This is a genomic window from Burkholderia sp. LMG 13014, assembly GCF_905232215.1.
GTDB lineage: Bacteria > Pseudomonadota > Gammaproteobacteria > Burkholderiales > Burkholderiaceae > Burkholderia.
Genome location: NZ_CAJNKE010000592.1, coordinates 1 through 3,594, shown reverse-complemented (window position 1 = coordinate 3,594; position 3,594 = coordinate 1). Strand labels below are relative to the sequence as shown.

The 3,594-nt window shown below is 68.9% G+C and carries 4 protein-coding genes; 1 reads left to right on the top strand and 3 read right to left on the bottom strand.

Translation table 11 applies throughout. The annotated features are described in order from the left end of the window. The 3 genes from JYJ84_RS31480 to JYJ84_RS31470 all read right to left on the bottom strand — a co-directional run bounded on the left by JYJ84_RS31480 (window position 1) and on the right by JYJ84_RS31470 (window position 2,687). Window positions 1-1,377 carry an FAD-containing oxidoreductase gene (locus JYJ84_RS31480; RefSeq protein ID WP_122948985.1) on the bottom strand — a complete coding sequence of 459 codons (1,377 nt, stop codon included), beginning with the start codon at window positions 1,375-1,377 and terminating at the stop codon, window positions 1-3. A gap of 217 nt (window positions 1,378-1,594) precedes the next feature. Beyond that, window positions 1,595-2,173, bottom strand: a complete 579-nt coding sequence (locus JYJ84_RS31475; RefSeq protein ID WP_122948986.1) for a hypothetical protein — start codon at window positions 2,171-2,173, stop codon at window positions 1,595-1,597. 49 nt (window positions 2,174-2,222) lie between these two features. After that, on the bottom strand, window positions 2,223-2,687 hold the full coding sequence (locus JYJ84_RS31470; RefSeq protein ID WP_175219453.1) for a GNAT family N-acetyltransferase: 465 nt from the start codon (window positions 2,685-2,687) through the stop codon (window positions 2,223-2,225). A gap of 151 nt (window positions 2,688-2,838) precedes the next feature. Here JYJ84_RS31470 and JYJ84_RS31465 point away from each other — a divergent pair, with 151 nt between their 5' ends. Then, window positions 2,839-3,477, top strand: coding sequence for a LysE family translocator (locus JYJ84_RS31465; protein WP_122949719.1), 639 nt, complete (start codon window positions 2,839-2,841; stop codon window positions 3,475-3,477). Window positions 3,478-3,594: the final 117 nt, after the last annotated feature.

The following is a 3,594-nucleotide window of genomic DNA, read 5'->3' as shown; positions in this document are numbered from 1 at the left end:
TCATTCGACCGGATGCAGATCCTGCAGCAGCGTCGGCACGAGCTCCGACACCGTCGGGTGGATGTGCATCGCGCGGCTGATCGTCGTGTACGGCGCGCCGGCTGCCATCACGTCGAGCATCCCGTGCACGACTTCGTCGCCCGTCACGCCGAGGATCGACGCGCCGAGGATCGCATGGCTGTCCGCGTCGACGATCACCTTCATGAAACCCTGGCTCTCGCCTTTTTCCACCGCGCGGCCGACACGCGTCATCGGGCGCGTGCCGACCAGCAGCCGGCGGCCCGTCTGCTTCGCCTCCGCGAGCGTCATGCCGACGCGGCCGAGCGGCGGATCGATATACATCGCGTATGCCGTGATGCGGTCGGACACCTTGCGCGGATCACCGTCGAGCAGGTTGGCCGCGACGATCTCGTAGTCGTTGTACGCGGTGTGCGTGAATGCGCCGCGCCCGTTGCAGTCGCCGAGCGCCCAGATGCCGGGCACGTTGGTGCGCAACTGCTCGTCGACCTCGATATAGCCGCGTGCGTCGATCGCGACGCCCGCACGGTCGAGCCCGAGATCGTCGGTGTTCGGCACGCGTCCGACCGCGAGCAGCAGGTGCGAGCCCGCGACCTCGCGACCGCCGCCCGCGCAGTCGAGGCCGACCGCGATGCCGTCGCCTTCGCGCCGCGCGCTCAGGCAGGTCGCATCGAGCTGCACGTCGATCCCTTCGTTTTCGAGAATCTCGCGCACGGCCTGCGACACGTCCTCGTCCTCGCGGCGGATCAGGCGCGCGCCTTTCTCGACGATCGTGACCTTCGACCCGAAGCGGCGATACATCTGGCCGAATTCGAGCCCGACATAGCTGCCGCCGACGATCACGAGATGCTCGGGCAGGAAGTCGACGTCCATCATCGTCGAGTTGGTCAGGTACGACACCGAGTCGAGGCCCGGCATGGTCGGCACCTGCGCGCGCCCGCCGACGTTGATGAAGATGCGTTCCGCTTCGAGCAGCGCATCACCCACGCGCACCGCGTCGGCGCGCTCGAATCGGGCGTGACCCTGAAACACGGTCGCGTTCGCGAGGCCGCGCACCCATTGCTCGACGCCGTGGTTCGAGCGGCCGGAGATCTGGTCCTTGCGCGCCTTCACGGCTTTCATGTCGACGCTGACGGGGCCGACCGACACGCCGTATTCGCCGGCGCGTCGCGCGAGCTGCGCGGCGTATGCGCTCGCGATCAGCGTCTTGGTCGGAATGCAGCCGGTGTTCACGCAGGTGCCGCCGAAGCGGCCGCGCTCGATGATCGCGACCTTCATCCCGGCGGCGGACAGCCGCGCGGCGAGTGGCGGCCCGGCCTGCCCGGTGCCGATGACGATCGCGTCGAAGTGTTGCGTCATGACGTCCTCCTGGGCGGGTGCAGCGAGGGAACGCGTGCGGGCGAGCCGCGTGCGATGCCGGCGCACGGTCGCGCGACGGCGAGCGCTTATGGTAGTCCTGTTGGCGTGCGCTCGCGAGCGCGGGCACGGCGGGAGAGGCAGGGCATGACGACGTCTGGCCGTGCCCGCGCCGGCCGGCGTGCGATGCAACCGGTTGCTGCGCGTTGCCCCGGCCGCGTCAGTCCTTGCGTTGCCACTGACTGAACGACACCGGCCGGTGCGCGTCGGCGCGCGTGACGGTGACGTGGTCGGGCTGGTCGTCGAGCGGAAACGATTCGGTGACGATCCGGTTCGAAAACAGCCACCCGTGCGTGTGCGGGTCGTAGCGGAACGTCACGTAGTCGCTCCAGTGCTGCCCGCATGCGACGAAGTTCTGCACGGTGAAGTAGCGGCCTTTTACGGCAAAGCCGTTGTCGGCGGCATCTTCGGGATCGAACGGGTCGCACTGGCCGCCTTCGTTCGCGCGCAGCACGACCTGGTCGTTGCGCGCGACGAGCCGGAACGCGTGATCCGGTTGTTCCTCGAAGATCAGCAGCGGACGCGGCGACGGCTGCTCGCGCGTATCGACCGCCCGATGCACGACGACGAGGAAGCTGTGCCGCCCGTTGTCGAGATCCGGCCCGGCATGCGCGAGCAGCGGCTCGTAGCCGGCGGGCAACTGCGCGGCGATCGATTTCGGCAGGTCGCCCGCGCGGGCGTCGAGCGACAGCGCGGCGAGCAGCGGGAGGAGCACGAAGGGCAGGCGGGAAACGCGCATGACGGGGTGTCCGGTCGAAAGGAGGGAAGAGGTGCCGACGGCGTGGCGGTTACACATCCCGCCCGAGAAACTCGGTGCCTGGCACCGGATTGAACGCGACGGGCGGCGCGGGCGTGAAGCCGAGCGACGCATACAGTTGCCGCGCGGCGACGAACTCGGGCAGCACGTCGAGGCACATGCGCGCGTAGCCAGCCGCCTTCGCGTCGCGCAGCAGCCGTTCGACCAGTTGGCGGCCGACGTTCAGCCCGCGCGCTTCGGGGCGCACATAGACGCGCTTCATCTCGCACGTCGTGTCGTCGATCGCGCGAAACGCCGCGCAACCCACCGCGCGCTCGCCGTGCCACGCGAGCAGCAGCAGCCCGCGCGGCGCCGCGTACTGGCCGGGCAGGGCGGCGATCTCGGGCTCGTAGTCCTGGAATTCGAGGCTGACGGTGGGGCTGGCGATGTACTCCCGGAAGATCGCCTCGACGGCGCGGGCGTCGTCGGGATAGCGGGCGGCGCGGATCTCGATCATGGGTGGCGGCGCGAATGACGGGAAAGAGGGCCAGCATAGCAGCGCAAGGCGGCTTTCGGCCATGCGCGAAGCGTGCCAGAATCAGCCGCTCGACCGTCGGAAACGACACGCAGGCGTCGGCGATTCGGCGTCGCTCACCAAGGAGACTTCGATGACTGCATCGGCTGCCGTACTCGCCATCCTGGCTGCGCTGTTTCTCGGCGCAATGATTCCGGGCCCGAGCTTCGTGCTGGTTGCCCGCAATTCGATCGGGCTGTCGCGCCGCGACGGGCTCGCCACCGCGCTCGGCATGGGCATCGGCGGCATCGTGTTCGGCGGCGTCGCGCTGGCCGGGCTCTATACGCTGCTGCAGGCGGTCGAATGGCTGTACGTGGGCCTCAAGGTGGCGGGCGGCGCGTACCTGATCTACATGGCGTCGAAGATCTGGCGCGGTGCCGACCGGCCGATCGCGATGGACGATCCGCAGGCGATGGCCGGCGGCAGCGCGCGCAAGTCGTTCTGGACCGGCCTCACGACCCAGCTCAGCAACCCGAAGACGGCGATCTGGTACGGCAGCATCTTCGCGGCGCTGCTTCCGCAGCATCCGCCGGTGTGGTGCTATCTGGCGCTGCCGCCGCTCGTGTTCGGCGTCGAGTTCGGCTGGTACACGATCGTCGCGCTGTGCTTTTCCACGCGCCGGCCGCGCGAGCTTTACCTGCGCGCGAAGAAGTGGGTCGACCGCGTCGCGGCCGGCGCGATCACGCTGCTCGGGCTGCGATTGATCCTGAACGCGCCGAAAGCGGGGATCTGACCGCTTCCATTTCTGATCCGCGTCGAACGGTGGCTGGCCATTTCCGTGGCTGGCTGCCGAAGTGCCGAAGTGCCGAAGTGCCGAAGTGCCGAAGTGCCGGAGTGCCGAAGTGCCGTC

Coding starts and splice junctions, on each gene's coding strand:
- JYJ84_RS31480 (WP_122948985.1), bottom strand. CDS start 1,377: ATGACGCAACACTTCGACGCGATCGTCATCGGCACCGGGCAGGCCGGG.
- JYJ84_RS31475 (WP_122948986.1), bottom strand. CDS start 2,173: ATGCGCGTTTCCCGCCTGCCCTTCGTGCTCCTCCCGCTGCTCGCCGCG.
- JYJ84_RS31470 (WP_175219453.1), bottom strand. CDS start 2,687: ATGATCGAGATCCGCGCCGCCCGCTATCCCGACGACGCCCGCGCCGTC.
- JYJ84_RS31465 (WP_122949719.1), top strand. CDS start 2,839: ATGACTGCATCGGCTGCCGTACTCGCCATCCTGGCTGCGCTGTTTCTC.